This is a genomic window from Protofrankia sp. CiT1, assembly GCF_917627335.1.
In the GTDB taxonomy this organism is placed as follows: Bacteria; Actinomycetota; Actinomycetes; order Frankiales; family Frankiaceae; genus Protofrankia.
Genome location: NZ_CAKJTP010000024.1, coordinates 1 through 16,773, shown reverse-complemented (window position 1 = coordinate 16,773; position 16,773 = coordinate 1). Strand labels below are relative to the sequence as shown.

The following is a 16,773-nucleotide window of genomic DNA, read 5'->3' as shown; positions in this document are numbered from 1 at the left end:
CTAAGCGCGGAGTTTCGACAGCAGACGGAGCATCTCCAGGTACACCCAGACAAAGCCGACAATCAGGCCGAAAGCGGCCCGCCAGGATTCCTCGCGGGGCGCACCGCTGGCAATCGCCCGCTCGATGTAGTCGAAGTCGAGGATGAACTGGAGGCTCGCGACCACGAGCACAGCCACGCTGAAGAGGATGCCGAGCGGGGAGGCGTCATTGATGACCGGGAGATGGCTACCGGACACAGCTCTGATCACCAGGTCACTCAAGCCAAGCAAGATCACGCCAAGTAGTGACCCGTAGACAATCCGGGCCATTCGAGGCGTCGCTCGGAGCCGGCCGCTACGGTAGGCCACGAGCATCGCCACAAAAACGAGACCGGTTCCCAGTAGCGCCTGGAGCACGATACCGGAGTAGGCGTCCTCGAAGTACCGTGACACCGCGCCGACGAACAGACCTTCAAGCGCCGCAAAAACAACGATCAACGAAGGCCGGAGCCGCCGACTGAATGAAATCACGAAGGAGAGCGCAAGCGCGGCGAACATCGCCACGAACCCGACCATGGGGGCGGCCGGCGCGATGGCCCAACCGGCCACCCCGGTGATGGCGGTGACAGCGAACAGCCCCAGCGTGTGTATGACAACGTCGTCAACGGTCAGCCCGCTCGGTGCCCGGTACAGCCCAGCGAGTTGCTCCGGCGTCGGCGTCAGGGGGGCTCCCGCTCCTGGCAGCGGATGCCCACCGGCACCGTACTCGGGCACGGGCACGGGCGCCGGCTGCGGGTGCCGACCGGTGAACCCGCCCCGGCTGAACACCGGGTTTGACGAACGCATCTCTGCCATCAGGACACGACTCCTTCCACCACCCGCAGCCAGCCGGGCGCATAGATCGTAAGTGCCATCGAGATCAGCCGACCACGGCACACGCGGGCCAACCTGGTCGACAGACCTGTCCGAGGCAAGAGTAGAACGTTCCGTGCGGCCGCCGCGTTCCTCCCCCGGTCCCGCGCGGTTACGCGGTTACGGGGAAGCGAATATCAGGCCTCCCCCGCGAGACCGCGGGGCTGCGAGGCCGCAAACCCGAAACCGGGGACATGAGCGCGTCACGCCAGCGGACCGCTGGGTATTCAGCTGAATAGCCTGATGGTATATCGGACTGTCGGGATGCCAGCCGGGATGATCCAGCCGCCATCCCGACAACCAGGTGCCGAGAGCACGCGAATGTGCCGGTGGTCGGAGTCGAACCGACACTCGAGCTGTTTTTAGGACAGCCTCCTCTGCCTGTTGGGATACACCGGCTGGACTACATCGGAGATGTTTCTACCACGCTACGTAGGATTTGTGAAAGAGACAACATGGAGAAAATGTACGGAGTGACTGAACCATCCCGCCCCACGACACATCGTAACGATCACAACCAGTTTACCTACGTAAAGTTTGATGATCGTCACGCTATCGCACGCCCCCCAGCTGAAGGCGTCCGGAATTCCGGATCACGACGGAGCCGGTCAGCCCGAAGGGCGAGGCTACGGCGGATCACAGCGATACCCGTGGCCATGGAGATCGCCGGCTGGTGAAGTCGCGTGCCGCGAAAAGCGAAGGGCGCGCAACCACGCCCACGATCGCCCCCGGAGAGCCTCGGGCAGCGACTGAAGCCCGGCCGCGATCTCCGTTGATCACACAACCGTCCCGGCCCCGTGGCCAATACCAGCACTATCCCGGTATCCGCCCACCAGCCACATCTGATCGTTACTTAAAGTGACTTTTTAACCTAAAATCCGCTCACGAAAATGCCCGCTGTAGTCGTCTACAGCGGGCATTTGGTACTAATCTTCCATCGCGCAGGCGCAATGGCGGACCTGGTCGGCAGGTCACGCCACCGACGTTTCTCCGGACGGCTTGGCCGGCCCCACCGTCCGGGTGGCGGCGGGCTTGCGGCCACCCGTCACGGAAGCATTCGGCTCGCCGTGCCCGGCGCTCTTCGAGGAAAGGACCGGGGCTGACGCCGTGGACACCTGTGCCGCCGGCGCGGCGGACGGGCTCGCGGCCTCGCGGAACCCCGCTCGGGGATCGGCGAAGGCTCCCAGCGAAACGATCTCCCGTCGGAAGAACAGCGCGAGCGTCCAGTCGGCGAGCACCCGTGCCTTGCGGTTGAAGGTCGGCACTCGGCTGAGGTGGTAGGTGCGGTGCATCAACCACGCGGGCCAGCCACGCAGTTTCATCCCGTACACGTCCGCGACACCCTTGTGCAGGCCCAGCGACGCGACGCTGCCGGCGTAGCGATGCTCGTACGGCGCGATCGGTTCGCCCCGGAGATCGGCGAGAATGTTGTTTGCCAGGAGCCGAGCCTGACGAACCGCGTGTTGCGCCGACGGGCTGGTGGTCGCCCCCTCGCCCCTGGTGAGGTCAGGGACCGCGGCGCAGTCGCCCGCGGTCCAGGCCTGCTCAACGCCATCCACCTGAAGGAACGCCGTCGCCTTGATGCGGCCTCGCTCGTCCAGCGGCAGGTCGGTGTTGGCAAGCAGCGGGTGAGCCTTGACCCCGGCCGTCCAGATAATGGTCTCGGCGTCGAACTCCTCGCCGCTGTCAAGCACGACGTGTCCATCGACAAGACTTTTCACCCGGGTGTTGATTTTCATTTCAATACCGCGGTGCTCGAGCTGCTTCAGCGTGTACAGACCCATCGCCGGCGAAACCTCGGGCAGGACCCGGCCACTCGCCTCGACCATGACCCAACGCATATCCGACGGCGACAGCTCGGGATAGAATTTACAGGCGTCGCGCGCCATGTCCTCAAGCTCGGCGATCGCCTCAATACCCGCGAACCCACCGCCGATGAACACAAATGTAAGCGCTCGGCGCCTTAGCTGGGGGTCATTGCTGGACGCGGCGGAGTCCATCCGCTCGATGACCTTGTTTCGGATGTGGATCGCCTCGGCCACACTCTTGAAACCGATGCCCAGCTCCGCGAGACCGGGAATCGGCAGCGTCCGCGCGACAGACCCGGGACAGCCGACGAGGACGTCATAGTGAAGTTCGTAGGGTGTGCCCTGGTTCGGCGCGATGTACGCCCGTCGCTGGGCGTGGTTGAGGCCAGTCACACTGCCACTGACAACCCTGCAGCCATTCAGCACGCTACGTAGTGGTACAACGACATGACGCGGTTCGAGGTTGCCCGCCGCCGCCTCCGGCAAAAAAGGCTGATATGTCATGTACGAGTTGGGTTCGACCACCGTCACAGTCGCCTCGCCCTGACGAAGCCGCCGCTGAAGACGCAAAGCCGTGTACATACCGACGTAACCGCCGCCCACAACAAGGATGTGCGGAGGATGTCCAAAGCTCATACAAAAAAGGTACCCGTCGCCACGGTGCTATGCCTCCTGATACACGATCGGTACGGCAGGCAGCAGAGTGACATGCAACACGCAGAGATCAACATAGTGATACTTACGACGATCGTGGTTCAGTTAGAGGGCCCGGCAATAGGGACACGGCGTCGCGGGGCGGGGGCACGCGCCTCGCGTTATCACTCCCCATCCATCGGCGCGCGATGCGCGGGTGCCCCGGCTCGCCGGTCGCCACCAACATCTCCGGTGGCTCCCCGCGCCGCCTCGCGATGCACGCACCCCAGCCCCGCTCTTTGACCCACGCCCCTATTGCCGGGCGCTCTTATCATCAGCCGCCGGTCCCATGCCGGCCGTAGCCGCCGCTTTGCCGAGCACCGCGTCGAGCATCCCCGCCGTGACCCGTCCGGTGAACGTGTTCTGCTGGCTCGGGTGGTAGCAACCGAGGACAACCAGCCCCTCCTCATGCGCGGCCTCGAGAACGACACGGCTGGCGTGTCCGAACACCGGCCGGGGCGACGGTACGGAGTAGCCTGCCCGCGCCAGCGCCGGCCACAGCGCCGTCCACGCGAAGCCGCCCAGCACCACGAGCACGCGCAGGGTGGGTCGCAATAACGCGAGCTCCTGGACGAGCCAGGAGCGGCAGGTGTCCCGCTCGGCTGTGGTCGGCTTGTTCGCCGGTGGCGCGCAGCGGACCGCGGCCGCGATACGGGTGGCGACAAGACGCTGACCGTCACCGGCCGATATCGACGTTGGCAGCCGCGCCAGCCCGGCCCGGTGCAGGGATGCGAACAACCAGTCGCCGCTGCGGTCTCCGGTGAATGTCCGTCCGGTACGGTTGCCGCCGTGCGCCGCCGGTGCCAGCCCCACGATGAGCACCCGGGCGTCGGCCGGACCGAATGAGGGCACCGGCCGGCCCCAGTAACGCTCATGGGCGAAGGCGGCCCGCCGTTCCCGCGCGACCTCCTCGCGCCAGCCGACCAGGCGGGGGCAGGCTCGGCACACCGACATACGGGCGTCCAGCTCGGCCGTGTCACCCGCGCTGGCGGCCAGCCGTTCGACATCGGCCGCGGTGACCGCCACCGCGGTCGCATCCGACGCGGGATCATCCGGCCAGCCCGAACCGGGCAGCACCGGCCGGCGATCATCGACCGCATGAACATCGCTCCTGTCAGCACGGATCCCGTCCACGCTGACAACCGTAGAGGTGCTCAGCCAAGCAGCGAGAAGGCGATGCCGTCGAGGATGTCATGCTCACTGGCGATCACCTCGGCGGCGCCGACCCGCTCGATCAGCGTGCGCAGCACCAACGCCCCCGCGACGATCACGTCAACCCGGCCGGGATGCATCACCGGGAGCGCGGCCCGCTGCGCGTGCGACATCGCCGCGAGCCGGCCGGCCACAGCGGCAACGTCCGCGGCCGCGGTCGCCGACAGGTGGATGCGGCCCGGGTCGTAACCGGGCAGATCGGCGGCAAGAGCGGCCACCGTCGTGACTGTTCCGGCCACCCCGACGAGCGTCGCGGCCGAACGGATCGGCACGGTCCGCTCAGCCAGGTCGAATGCGGCGTGGGCGTCGGCTGCCACGGAGGCAAGTTGCGCGGCTGTGGGCGGATCGTCGTGCAGGTGCCGCTCGGCCAGCCGGACGCACCCGACGTTCACCGACCTCGCCGCATGCACGTTTTCGGCGTCGCCCAAGACCAGCTCCGTCGAGCCACCACCGATGTCGGCCACCAGGAACGGCTCGGGGTACCCACGCAGCTCCCGAGTGGCACCGGCGTAGGACAGCGCGGCCTCCTCCTCGCCGGTGATCACCTCAGGGTCGACGCCGAGAATCGAACGCACGCCGGCCACCAGCACATCCTGGTTGCGGGCGTCCCGGGTCGCACTGGTGGCCACCATCCGGACCTTGACAGCGCCCAGTCTGTCGATCTCCTTGGCATAGTCACGTAACGCCGCGAACGTCCGTTCCAGCGCGTCGGGCGCCAATTCACCGGTCCGGTCGACCCCGGCTCCCAGCCGAACGATCTCCATCCGGCGGGTCAGATCGCGCAGGAGCGGAGCGGTCCGCCCCACCAAGGGCTGCCCGGCTGCCAGGTGACCATCCGCCGGCTGACCGGCTGCCGCGGGCATGGTGCCCGCATCGCTGACCGCCTCCGCGACCAGCAGCCGGATCGAATTGGTACCGCAGTCAACCGCGGCCACGCGGGTCATGTCGATCAGACCTCTCGTTCGGTGGTGGGGCTGGTGCCGACAGCGACGCATGGGCCGCGGGCGCCCCAGTCCGCCAGCAGTTCCAGCGCCTCGTCCCCGAACGGGTTGATTCCCGAACCAGCCGCCAGACTATGCGCGACCAGTACGTGCAGGCATTTCACCCTGGTCGGCATGCCACCGGCGCTCACCATGCCGGGCAGTTCGGCAAGGGCGGCCCGGCGGGCCAGGTAGTCCCGGTGCGCGTCGTCGTAGCGACAGGCAAGATCCCCGCCGCGGGCACGGTCGGCGGCGAGCCGCTCGGTCATCTCCCGCATCAGCCCGGACGCCTCCAGCCGCCCGATCGCCGACGCCGCTCGCGGGCAGGTCAGGTAGTACAGCGTCGGGAACGGCGTGCCGTCGTCCAATCTCGGCCAGGTCTCGACCACGTCGGGCAGGCCGCAGGAGCAACGATGGGCAACCCGGTGCATCGCCCGGGGCGGCCGGCCGAGCTGACACGCCACAACCGCGCAATCCTCGGGGCCGACGAGATCGTCACTCATCGTGACGCAGCCAGGGAGGTCTGCGTCGGCTGGCGGGAATCCGGCTGGCCAAGGCCGGTCCGCGCACCCGTCGCGGGCTGCCCCGCGGCGGCGGCGCCCGCGGACGGCGCCGCCGACGGGGATATCGCAGCCGGTGCCAGATAGACCTTCTCCCCCGGCTGCGTGAAGTGCAGCCTCATCCGGGCCTCATCCCGAGTCCATTCAGGATCATCGTAACCAGCCACCGCGGTCTTCAGAGCCTCCACCCGTTTGCGCTGCTCAGCGTTTTGCGCGGCCAGTTCGTTGAGCTGGCTCTGCTGCTGGAGATACAGCCGCAACGGATAGGCGAGGGTCAGTATGAGCACGCAGATCACCACCACCAGCAGGGTCATACGGGTGGTCAAGGCGCTACGGCGCGCTTCTGGCATCAGCGTGCGGTCGACGACCAGCGCGGGAAGGCGGCGGCACCGCCATAGCGGGCGGCGTCGTCGAGCCCCTCCTCGATGCGCAGCAGCTGGTTGTACTTGGCGACCCGCTCGCTGCGCGCCGGGGCGCCCGTCTTGATCTGCCCGGCGTCGACGGCCACCGCGAGATCCGCGATGGTCGTGTCCTCGGTCTCACCGGAACGGTGCGAGATCATGCAGCGGTAGCCGTTGCGATGCGCAAGCGAGACCGCGTCCAGCGTCTCGGTGAGAGTGCCGATCTGGTTGACCTTGACCAGCAACGCGTTCCCGGCTTTGTCCGCGATACCCCGCGCAAGCCGCTGCGGATTGGTGACGAACAAGTCGTCACCGACGAGCTGTACCGCGTCGCCGAGCCGGGCTGTGAGCCGCACCCAGCCGCTCCAGTCGTCCTCAGCGAGTGGATCCTCGATCGACACGATCGGGTAGGCCGCGACCAGTTCGGCGTAGTAGTCGCTGAGCTCCTCGGCGGTGCGCGTCGCTCCCTCGAACTGGTAGGAGCCGTCGGCGAAGAACTCGGTCGAGGCCACGTCCAAGGCAAGGGCGATGTCCTCCCCCGGCCGGAATCCCGCCTTGTCGATGGCCGCCACAAGCAGGTCGAGCGCGGCCCGGTTGGTGGGCAGGTTCGGGGCGAAACCGCCTTCGTCACCGACAGCGGTCGCCAGCCCCTGGGCCTTGAGCACGCCCTTGAGCGCCTGATATGTCTCGGCGCCCCAGCGCAGCGCCTCGGCAAAGGTCGACGCCCCGATCGGGGCAATCATGAACTCCTGGATGTCGACGTTTGTATCGGCGTGTGCGCCGCCGTTGACAACGTTCATCATCGGTACCGGCAGCAGATGCGCGCCGGGACCACCGAGATAGCGGTACAGCGGCAGGTCCGACGCTTTCGCGGCGGCCCTCGCGACCGCGAGGCTCACCCCGAGGATGGCGTTCGCCCCCAGACCGGACTTGTCCGGCGTAGCGTCCAGATCCAGCAGCGTCAGGTCGAGAATGCGCTGCTCGGTGGCTTCGAGGCCCACGATCTCGGGCCCGATGCGGTCAATGACACCGGCTACCGCCTTCCCCACGCCCTTACCGCCGTAACGGGTGTCGCCGTCACGCAGTTCGACCGCCTCGAAGGCGCCGGTGCTCGCGCCACTGGGTACGGCGGCACGGCCGAGAGTGCCGTCATCCAAGACGACTTCGACCTCGACGGTGGGGTTGCCACGCGAGTCAAGAATCTCGCGGGCGCCTACGGCCTCGATGGACGGCACGGGTTTCGACCTCCGGAGTAACGCAGCCGACGGGAACTATGGCGAGTGTGGCGCTTATGGCCTCGGAGCCTCCGAGTGCGCACACGTCATGATCACACACTTCGGCCCAGCAGGATGGACATCAGCGACGACGGACAACAGCAACACTGACAAGTACAGCCCGGCCGAGACTATCGCCAGCACGGCCCGTGCCACCCAGGTTCGGCACGCCACGCCGAAAGGTTCGGGATCCGGTCATGGCGGGCATACCCCGGCACCCGATGCCGCATCAAGGCGATCTAGAGGAAAGCTGCCCGTACGGGTGCGCCGAAGGCCGTCAGCTGAGCCGGCCGATCGGCGGCATCAGCAGCGGACCGCCCAGCGGCAGTCCGGCCCGTGCCGCGGCCGCCGCCAGCGGGCCCCAACCACCGGTGAACGCCGTGTCCGCGAACAACGCCGGCCCCCCGAACACAGCCGCCGCGGCGGACACAGCGGACGAGGCAAGGCCACCGACGAGGGAACCGGCCGGACGCGCCCCCATCCCACCCATAACGCCCGCTCCGGCGGCGGCATCCTCGCTCGACCGTGCCGAGCGCACCCTGTCGACCAGGCCGGACCTCGGCAGGACACGCAGCCGCGGGGTGTCCGCCCCTGGCCGGCCGGCCTTCTCCCAGGCCAGCTCGCAGGCGCGGGAGAAACCTCCCAGTTCGTCCACGAGGCCGCGCTCGCGGGCGTCAGTGCCGGTCCACACCCGACCGCGGGCGACCTCGTGCACCTCCTGGAACGACATGCCCCGGCCGGCGGCGACCTTGGTGACAAAATCGTCGTACACCCGGTCGAGGAACTCCTCCAGCTTCTCCCGCTCGGCCGGACTGAACGCGCGCCGCGGCGAGGTCATCAGCGCGTTCTCCCCCTCGGCGACCGCGCCGAAACGCACCCCCACCTTGTCCAGGAGCGCACGGACGACCTGTTTGCCGCCGAACACCCCGATCGAACCGGTGAGGGTCCCCGGGTTCGCCACGATCACGTCCGCGCCAAGCGCGACGAAGTACCCACCAGACGCGGCAACCGAACCCATCGACACCACGACCGGACGGCCGGTCGCCTGGAACCGTTCAACCTCCCGGCGAATCAGGTCGGAAGCCACATACGAGCCGCCGGGGCTGTCGACGCGAAACACGGCCGCGGCGACATCGTCGTCCCGGCCGGCGGCGCGGAAAGCCGCGGTGAGCGCGTCGGCCGTCATGACGGGACCCGCCAGCGGCGACCGGCCCGGATGGCCGAGGACCACCGGCCCGGTCCCATGGATGACCGCGATCACCCGGCGCCGCTCGGAGCGCGCCGCGCCGAGCGCGGGGACGCGCGGCCGGGAGGCCTCCCGCCGCAGCGACACGCGGCGGTAATGGGACAGGTACTGGAGCGTCACGCCGTCGTCCCGGTCAGCACCGCTCTCATCAGCACCGCTCTCGGCAGTGCTGGGACCCGGACTGGGCGCGGCGCCGGTCCCGGCCTGGCGGGCGTGGGCCTTGGCCGCGGCGTACACCTCGTCCCGGTAACCCAACCGATCGACGAGACCCGCCTCCCGGGCCTGCGCGCCGGACAGCGGCGCACTGTCGATCAGTTCGCGGACCCGGTCCGGCGGCAGGCCGCGCCCAGCGGCGATGCCATCAATGATCATAGACAGGCTGGAGGTGACGATCCGGCCGCTCGCCTCACGATGCGCGTCGGTGAAATCACGCTCGACGAACGTGTTGACGGCGTTCTTGTACTCGTGGCGCTGGCCGACCTGGATCTCTATCCCGAGCCGGTCCAGGGCGTCGCGCAGGAACGGCGTTTCCAGCGCCACGCCGGTAGCACCCAGCTCCCCCGGCGGCGCGAGCCAGATCTCGTCGAAGGCGGACGCGAGGTAGTACGGGATGGTCCCGCCGCCGAACTCGCCGAACGCGTCCGCATAGGCAAAGGCCCTGCCACCGGCCGCGCGAAAGGCGAGCACCGCGTCACGGATCTCCTGGGCGCGCGCAAGCGGCATCCCGCAGGGAGCGATCCGCGCGATGAGCGTGGACGCGCGGTCATCCGAACCCGCCCGGCGCAGTCCGTCCACCATGGCGCGCAACGTTGGCTGGCGGCGCGCCAACGCCGCGGCCAGCGGGTCGGCGGGTATCCCCTCGAGCGGATCGACGGTCAGATCAAGCTCAAGGACGATCGGCTCGAACCGTCGTGCGTACAGGCGGTGGATGCTTGCCAGCGCCTGTCGCGGAGTGCCTTCTGCCATGGAACGAGGCTACGCGCGACAGTCCGCCCCGTTCCGCCCGCATCGGTCCGATGCATCACCAACAGCGACCATCGTCCTGTTTTCTGAGCATGACCCGCCTTTCACCGACGGACACCGACAAACACCGATGACAATGCGCGGCCGGAAGCCCAGGGGCCCGAACGAGCAAGGGGCCGCTGGCCGAGTCGGTCAGCGTGCGGCGCCGGGTGGGATCTCGCCCGCGGACAGCCAGTGGGCGCGCCAGGAGTCCGCGCCCGCGGCCCGCGGGTCCGCACCGGCGGCGCGGATGGCCTCCTCGGTAGCGGCGAGGGTGTCCCGGAACCGGCGGGCAGCGGCCCGCAGCGCCGCCTCCGGATCGACGCCGGCCTGCCGGGCCAGTGCCACCGCGGCGAACAGCAGGTCACCCACGGTCCGCTCCGCCGCGGCGGCGGGTACGTCCACGGCGGCGGGCAGGTCCACCGGAACGAGCAGCCCGGCGATGACCTCGGCCGGCGACGACAGCCGACCCGCGCCGAGCACAACGTCCTCGGGTACCCCGACCTTCACCGCACGCTTCTGCAGCTTCGCGGCCAGCGCCAGCGACGGCTGGGACAGCGGGACGCCCTCGGTGACCGACCGGCGGCCCTTCTCAGCATCCTTGATTATGTCCCAGTTCGTCTCGACCGCGGCGGGGCCGTCCACCGTCACCGATCCGAAGACATGGGGATGACGCCGGACGAGCTTCTCCGTGAGCCCAGCGGCCACGTCGTCGATGTCCCAGGCCATCGCGCGGCCGCCGATCCCAGCTCCGTCACCGGCAGCCCCGTCACCGGCGGCTCTGCCAGCGGTGGCGCTGACGCCCGCGGGAACACCCATGCCGTCGCCCTCGGCGGCGATCCGGGCATGGAACAGCACCTGCATGAGTACGTCGCCAAGCTCCTCGCGCAGCTCGGCGTGGTTGCCGTCCTCGATTGCCTGGAACGCCTCGTAGGCCTCCTCCAGCAGGTAGGACGCAAGCGAGGTGTGGGTCTGCGCCGCGTCCCACGGGCAGCCGCCGGGTGAGCGCAGCTGGTCCATCACGGCAACGGCGTCCAGGAGCTTCGCCCCGCGCAGGTCATGTGAGCCCTCGACGGCGGACACAGCGAGGCCGGGGCCTGCCGCGGCCTCGAGCGCGGCCAGCGTCTCCCGCTCGCGAACCAGGTCTGCCTCGCCGGCCGCTCCCGGGCCGCCGGTCGGGGCGGCCAGCCACACCACCGGCCGGGACGAGTCGGCGCGGGCCCGGCCACACAGCTCCTCGACAACGGCGGACGCATCCGGACCCGCCAGAACCTCGACCGGTACGCCGGCCGCGGCGAGCGCGTCGCGCTGCGGATGCGCCGCCAGCCCGCAGCGGACGGCGGAGGCCGCCCGCAGCAGGTCCCACGCGGCCACGCCCAACAACCCGGGCGCGACCCGCGGGCTGGTCACAAGGACGACGATTCTCGCCGTCATGACCGACGGGCCATCATGCGGCTCACTGGGCCATCGCGCCTGTCCGGCCCAACGGCTCCGGCGCGGGGGTGGTCGCGACCGAGCCAGCGGCGGCGAGCACCGTCAGCTGGGATGGCGACCAGACACCGAACCTGGGATTGATCGAAATGTTCACCCGTTGCGAAATCTGGCGGAGCTGCGCTTCCACGGCCGCGGCCCGCTCCGTGGAGAGCAGCCGAGTGAGGAACGGCTTGGCCTGGTCGAAGCTCAGTGGGAGGGAGCCGAACTGGGCGACGGACTGATCATAGGCCTCGCGGGCAGCTGTGTCGGAGGCGAGGGCGTTCGGCGCGAGACGGTCCGCGAGCGCGAGGTCAAGAGCCCTGGCGCGGACCAGCATCTGTAGATCCTCACGAGCGAACCCGCTCTGGGCCACCGCCTTTTCGAAACCCGCGACGCTGCCGTACCGCAGCACCCCGAAGGTCTGGTAATAGGCGTCAACGTCCTGGCCGGTGACCGTCACCCCGAGCTGGCGGGCCCGCTGTTCGGCGAGGCTGGTCTGGACAAGCTCGGTGAGCACCTGCCGCTGAAGATCACTGCGTTCGATCGGCGCGGCGCTCTGCCCGGTCTGCGCGTCCTGGGCGGGGCCAACCGCCTGGACGGCGGCCATGCCGCGGTCGACGATCCCGCGCAGGGTCGATGTCTGGATCATCTCGTCGCCTACCTGCGCGGCAGACCCCGCGTGCGTGGTACAGGCGGATGAGGTCACAACGACCAGCGCGACGCTGACCAGAACACGGCGGACGGCAGAGCGGGTCTTCACGGCTGTGACCGTATCGGCTTACCGTCTGCCGCGCACACGCCGCCCCCGGGAAAAGTCCTGCCCGGCAACGCGAGAAAAATCAGCGGGGCGCGGCGGCGGCCGCCGCGACGGAATCACCGACGACCGCATCCAGCACACCCGCGGCCCAGACGAGGACGGCGCGGTCGCGCAACGGCCGGGCACCGATCCGCGGGGATTCCGCCGGTGCCGGCACCAGAATGGTGCGCACCGCCTGCTTGACCACGGACCCCTTGTACAGGCGCTGCACACGCATGGCCTGGCTTTCGCGCAGCTCCAGCGGAGCGAACCGCACCTGGCGGCCCTGCACGGTGATCTCGGTAACGCCGTAACGACGGGCAAGCACGCGCAGCGACGCCACCGCAAGCAGATTCTCCGCGGGCTCTGGCAGCGCGCCGAACCGGTCGAGCAGTTCGGCGCGCACCTCGGCGATGTCGTCATCACCCGCGGCACCGGCCAGCCGTCGGTAGGCGTCCAGGCGCAGCCGTTCGCTGGGAACATAGTCGTGCGGGAGACTCGCGTTCACCGGGAGCTCCACCTTGACGTCGGGCAGCTCCTCGACCGCCGTCCCCTTGAAATCCGCGACAGCCTCGCCGACCATCCGCACATAGAGGTCGAACCCGACCGAGGCGATATGCCCGGATTGTTCGCCGCCGAGCAGGTTACCCGCTCCGCGTATTTCCAGATCCTTCATGGCGACGGCCATGCCAGCGCCGAGGTCGGTGTGCTGGGCGATGGTGACAAGCCGGTCGTGCGCGGTTTCGGTAAGTGGTTTGTCCGGCGGGTAGAGAAAATACGCATAAGCGCGTTCCCGGCCGCGGCCGACACGTCCCCGCAACTGGTGCAGCTGGGAGAGGCCGAACACGTCGGCACGTTCCACGATGAGGGTGTTGGCATTGGAGATGTCAAGCCCGGATTCGACGATCGTGGTACAGACGAGGACGTCGAACTGCTTTTCCCAGAACGCGACCATGACCTGCTCGAGGGCGTCCTCGCCCATCTGGCCGTGGGCCGTGGCGATACGCGCCTCCGGGACAAGCTCGCGCAGCCTCGCCGCGGCCCTGTCAATCGACTCCACCCGGTTGTGGATGAAGAAGACCTGGCCCTCCCGCAGCAGCTCACGCCGGATCGCGGCGGTGACCTGCCGGCTGTCACTCGGGCCGACAAAGGTGAGTACCGGGTGCCGCTCCTCCGGCGGGGTGTCAATCGTCGACAGCTCCCGGATCCCGGTGATCGACATCTCCAGCGTCCGAGGGATCGGGGTGGCGCTCATGGTGAGCACGTCCACCGCGGTCCGCATTTTCTTCAGGTATTCCTTGTGCTCGACGCCGAACCGTTGTTCCTCGTCGATTATCACCAGGCCTAGATCTTTGAAGTGAGACGCGGAGGACAGCAGCCGGTGAGTCCCGATCACCACGTCGACACCGCCCTTGGCGAGTCCTTCCAGCACGGCCTTCTGCTCGGCCGCGGAATTGAACCGCGACATCGCACGGACGGTCACCGGAAATGCCGCATACCGCTCGGAAAACGTCTGGAAATGCTGTTGGACGAGCAGCGTGGTGGGGACGAGAACGGCAACCTGTTTGCCGTCCTGTACCGCCTTGAACGCGGCCCGCACCGCGATCTCCGTCTTACCGTAGCCGACATCGCCGCAGATGACCCGGTCCATGGGGACGGGTTTACACATGTCGGCCTTCACCTCCTCGATGGCCGAAAGCTGGTCGGGAGTCTCCCGGAAGGGGAAGGCATCCTCCAGCTCCCGCTGCCACGGGGTGTCCGGTCCGTAGGCGTATCCCGGCGCGGCCATCCGTGCGCTGTACAGCCGGATCAGCTCGCCAGCGATCTCCTTGACGGCCTTGCGGGCGCGTCCCTTGCGCTTGGCCCAGTCCGCGCCGCCGATGCGGTCAAGGCTCGGGCCCTCGCCACCGACATAACGGGTGACCTGTTCGAGCTGGTCGGTCGGGACGTAGAGGCGGTCGCCCTTGGCGTACTCCAGGACGAGGTACTCCCGGGTCGCGCCGGCAACGGTCCGGGTGACCATCTCGACGTAGCGGCCGACCCCGTGGGCGTCGTGGACGACCAGGTCACCGGAACGCAGTGCCAGCGGGTCGATGCCCTTGCGGCGGCGGTGCGGCATCCGGCGCATGTCCTTGGTGGTCACGCCCCGCTGGCCGGCGAGATCCGCCTCGGTCAGGACGGCGAGGCCAAGCAGGTCGCTGGTGAAGCCGGTCCCCAGCTGGCCGCAGGTGACCGTGGCGACACCGCGGGACAGCCTGGCCTCCTCGCTGAGGCGGGCGCCGAGATCGGCGTCCCGCAACAGCTCGACCAGCCGCTGGGCCGGCCCGTGCCCCTCCGTGATAAGCAGGACGCGCCAGGAGTCCGCCAGCCAGCCCTTGATGTCCGCGAGCGCGCGCGCGGTGTCACCGTGGTAAGCGGTCGCCGGGCGCAGGCTGGAGACCACCGAGTTCTCGTCGAGATCCTCCTCGCTGGCAACGCCTTCTGACCGGTCGCCAGCCGCGAACCGATCGCCACTGGTTGCGGCCGTGGCCGAAGCCACGGCCGAGGCGCCGGCGTTGAACGGGCTGACCGACCACCACGGCAGCCCGATCTCGGCGGCACGCTGACGGACCTGCGCGATCGAGCGGTAGGCAGCCGCGCTGAGGTCGATCGGGGCGCTGCCGCCGAGCGCCGCCGTGCTCCAGGACGCATCCAGGAACTCCTGGCTCGTCCGCACCAGCTCGGCGGCGCGGGTGCGGATCCGTTCCGGGTCGCACACCAGCACGTGCGTTCCAGCGGGCAGTTCGTCGAGCATCAGCACCATCCGGTCGGACAGCACCGGCGCGAGCGCCTCCATGCCATCCACCGGAGTACCGTCCGCGATCTTGTCAAGGATGTCGACGAGCTCGGGGTGCGTGCCCGCCAGTTCCCGGGCGCGGGCCCGGACCTCCGGCGTGAGCAGCAGCTCCCGACATGGCGGCGCGAACAGCTGACGGCGACCGCCCTCGGCGGTGTCCGCAGTGTCGGTCAGTGCCCGCTGATCCGCCACGGAGAACGCCCGGATGTCCTCGACCTCGTCGCCGAAGAACTCAACCCGTAGCGGATGTTCCTCTGTGGGCGGGAAAATGTCGAGGATGCCGCCACGGACCGCGATTTCGCCACGCCGCTCCACCAGATCGACCCGGTGGTAGGCGATCCCGACCAGCTTTTCCACCACGCCGCTCGGGTCAGCGCTGTCACCGACCCGCAGCGACACCGGTTCCAGGTCGCCGAGCCCGGCGACCTGCGGCTGCAAAACGGCACGGACCGGCGCGACCACGACCGACAACGGCGGCAGGCCGGTGCTGTACGGGTGCGCCAAGCGGCGCAGCACGGCAAGCCGGAGCCCGACCGTATCGGCCCGCGGGGACAGCCGTTCGTGCGGCAGGGTCTCCCAGCTGGGGAAGACCGCGACCGTGGCCGGGTCGATCATGCTCGACAGCGCGGCGGCAAGATCCTCCGCTTCCCGGTCGGTCGCGGTCAGCGCCAGCACCGTCCGGCCGCCCCGGGTGGCGAGCGCGGCGGCGGCGAACGGCCGCAGGGCGGCCGGAGCCGACAGGTCAAGCCGGAGGTCACCGACCGAGGCAAGCGCTCGGGCCAGGGCCGGATCAGCACCCGGACTGCTGGTCAGGACGTCCAACAGCGGGGCGAGGGTCATAGGTGCGTCCCGAGCCTCTCGAAGAACGGCGCAATCTACGGACGGACACGACGTCGCGAACCCGGTCGCCGACGGCGTACCGGAGATCTCCCACAAACACCCCGCGACGCCGGCACGCGAGGTGTTATGCCCAACCTTACGCGTCGGGCGCCCCGGCCCGCCGTGCGGCCCGGTCCCTGCCCGCAGGCGGCGGCCGCGCCAGGCCCCCGCAAGCCCCTCCCGGGGCCGGAGGTTGCCTCCCGTGGGTACCGCGTCACCACAGGCGCTGGTACTCGCGGGCAGCCAGCGGGCTCATCGTCGGGTTGATCAATGCCGACCGGACATCGCCGGCCCGGTCCTCGTTGGAGTAAGCCTCATAGGCGAGTATGTCGGCATTACTGACGAACAGCTCGTGCATTTTCGCCACAAACAGGGTGTTGTCGCCGCCGGCCTGGCCAAGCGCCCCGGCCTTCGATCCCTCCTTCGCCACCACGCCCCACGCCGGCACTGAAAACAGCTTGTTGTGCAGCCGGGCGAAACGGATCGCCCGGCATAACCCGTCCAGACCATCGCACTGAGCGTCAAAAGTTACCGAATCCACGTTCGGCGGATACTGATCGTAGATATCAATGCCGATGACGTCGACGTAGGCGTCCCCGGGATACAGCTCGAACGCGTCGACCGTCCCGACCGATCCGTGCGCGCCGAAGTTCCAGTCGAGACGAACCCGCGGGTCGGCCCGGCGGATCGCGGCTGCGGCGTTGCGGTAGCACCTGATCCAT

The 16,773-nt window shown here is 68.9% G+C and carries 12 protein-coding genes and 1 tRNA gene; all 13 read right to left on the bottom strand.

The window, feature by feature from the left end; genetic code table 11:
• On the bottom strand, window positions 1-834 hold the full coding sequence (locus MJ785_RS06610) for a Bax inhibitor-1/YccA family protein (protein ID WP_239372328.1): 834 nt from the start codon (window positions 832-834) through the stop codon (window positions 1-3).
• 381 nt (window positions 835-1,215) lie between these two features.
• Window positions 1,216-1,290: transfer RNA gene (locus tag MJ785_RS06605), tRNA-Leu, on the bottom strand.
• A 572-nt stretch (window positions 1,291-1,862) separates the two neighbouring features.
• On the bottom strand, window positions 1,863-3,335 hold the full coding sequence (locus MJ785_RS06600) for an NAD(P)/FAD-dependent oxidoreductase (RefSeq protein ID WP_239393808.1): 1,473 nt from the start codon (window positions 3,333-3,335) through the stop codon (window positions 1,863-1,865).
• Between the two features lie 309 nt (window positions 3,336-3,644).
• A complete protein-coding gene (locus tag MJ785_RS06595; protein ID WP_305039351.1) occupies window positions 3,645-4,526 on the bottom strand; it encodes a uracil-DNA glycosylase in 882 nt (293 codons plus the stop codon).
• A gap of 20 nt (window positions 4,527-4,546) precedes the next feature.
• Window positions 4,547-5,548: a Ppx/GppA phosphatase family protein gene (locus MJ785_RS06590; protein ID WP_305039237.1), complete on the bottom strand. Its 1,002-nt coding sequence runs from the start codon at window positions 5,546-5,548 to the stop codon at window positions 4,547-4,549.
• 5 nt (window positions 5,549-5,553) lie between these two features.
• Window positions 5,554-6,087: a DUF501 domain-containing protein gene (locus tag MJ785_RS06585; protein WP_239309232.1), complete on the bottom strand. Its 534-nt coding sequence runs from the start codon at window positions 6,085-6,087 to the stop codon at window positions 5,554-5,556.
• Entirely contained in the window at window positions 6,084-6,470 is a 387-nt protein-coding gene (locus MJ785_RS06580) for a septum formation initiator family protein (RefSeq protein WP_308127755.1), read from the bottom strand. The genes MJ785_RS06585 and MJ785_RS06580 overlap by 4 nt, the downstream gene beginning before the upstream one ends.
• A 23-nt stretch (window positions 6,471-6,493) precedes the next feature.
• Window positions 6,494-7,780, bottom strand: a complete 1,287-nt coding sequence (gene eno, locus MJ785_RS06575) for a phosphopyruvate hydratase (protein ID WP_239345684.1) — start codon at window positions 7,778-7,780, stop codon at window positions 6,494-6,496.
• A gap of 316 nt (window positions 7,781-8,096) precedes the next feature.
• The gene (gene sppA / locus MJ785_RS06570; protein ID WP_239380199.1) at window positions 8,097-10,031 is read right to left on the bottom strand and encodes a signal peptide peptidase SppA; all 1,935 of its coding nucleotides are present in this window, start codon (window positions 10,029-10,031) and stop codon (window positions 8,097-8,099) included.
• A gap of 189 nt (window positions 10,032-10,220) precedes the next feature.
• Window positions 10,221-11,501, bottom strand: coding sequence for a MazG family protein (locus MJ785_RS06565; RefSeq protein ID WP_239380198.1), 1,281 nt, complete (start codon window positions 11,499-11,501; stop codon window positions 10,221-10,223).
• A gap of 22 nt (window positions 11,502-11,523) precedes the next feature.
• The gene (locus MJ785_RS06560; protein ID WP_239312268.1) at window positions 11,524-12,300 is read right to left on the bottom strand and encodes a SurA N-terminal domain-containing protein; all 777 of its coding nucleotides are present in this window, start codon (window positions 12,298-12,300) and stop codon (window positions 11,524-11,526) included.
• A gap of 79 nt (window positions 12,301-12,379) precedes the next feature.
• Window positions 12,380-16,012, bottom strand: a complete 3,633-nt coding sequence (mfd, locus tag MJ785_RS06555; protein WP_239312269.1) for a transcription-repair coupling factor — start codon at window positions 16,010-16,012, stop codon at window positions 12,380-12,382.
• Between the two features lie 253 nt (window positions 16,013-16,265).
• On the bottom strand, window positions 16,266-16,773 hold a 508-nt coding region (locus MJ785_RS06550; protein ID WP_255727597.1), incomplete at its 5' end, for a glycosyl hydrolase.